Origin of the sequence: Halalkalibacter flavus, from assembly GCF_036663575.1 — a bacterium.
Lineage (GTDB): Bacteria > Bacillota > Bacilli > Bacillales > Bacillaceae_D > Halalkalibacter > Halalkalibacter flavus.
The window spans coordinates 1-544 of sequence record NZ_JAWRVK010000120.1 but is presented as its reverse complement, the minus strand read 5'-3'; the positions used below and the strand labels follow the sequence as shown (position 1 = coordinate 544).

Genomic DNA, 544 nt, shown 5'->3' with positions numbered 1-544 from the left:
CCATTGTGATGAGAAATTAATCCTAAATGAATATTTATAATTTCAATTGAAGCGTATAGCAAAACCCAAAAAATAAAATGAAATATTCTTGTTTTCCATTTATTTGTTTTGAAGAAATAATGTAGATAAATCAAAATGGTAGCAGGATACCAAATCAACATTATCATCAATGAGATCATTGTATGGTTAAGAAATGGCAAAGGAAATATACTCTCTTGAAAGTGCCAAAGTTGATGATTATAACATAAAAAATTATGGATTAAGTCATTTATAATAAAGAAGAGAATTGTAGGGTAATATTTCTCCCAATTCCTCCAATCTCCCCAACGCCAACCAGCCAATAAAAATAAAAAATTGTAAATAATATGCACTTGTCATTCATTCCTTATGTAATTTGTCATGTATATGTCAGTGTTATATTTTTTTATATTATTTGTAATTTTATTCTCTGATACATTTTCAAAAAATAGTAAAGATCATAACATTCCGTTTAAGTCATTATAATTATGCCCATTACTTTAACTACCAAGTGCTATTCCATTAT

1 protein-coding gene is annotated in these 544 nt (G+C 26.5%); it reads right to left on the bottom strand.

The genetic code is table 11. The features are described from left to right. Window positions 1-371: CBO0543 family protein (locus tag SAY88_RS26145; RefSeq protein ID WP_431308921.1), on the bottom strand; the 371-nt coding region annotated here is incomplete at its 3' end. Window positions 372-544 lie beyond the last annotated feature (173 nt).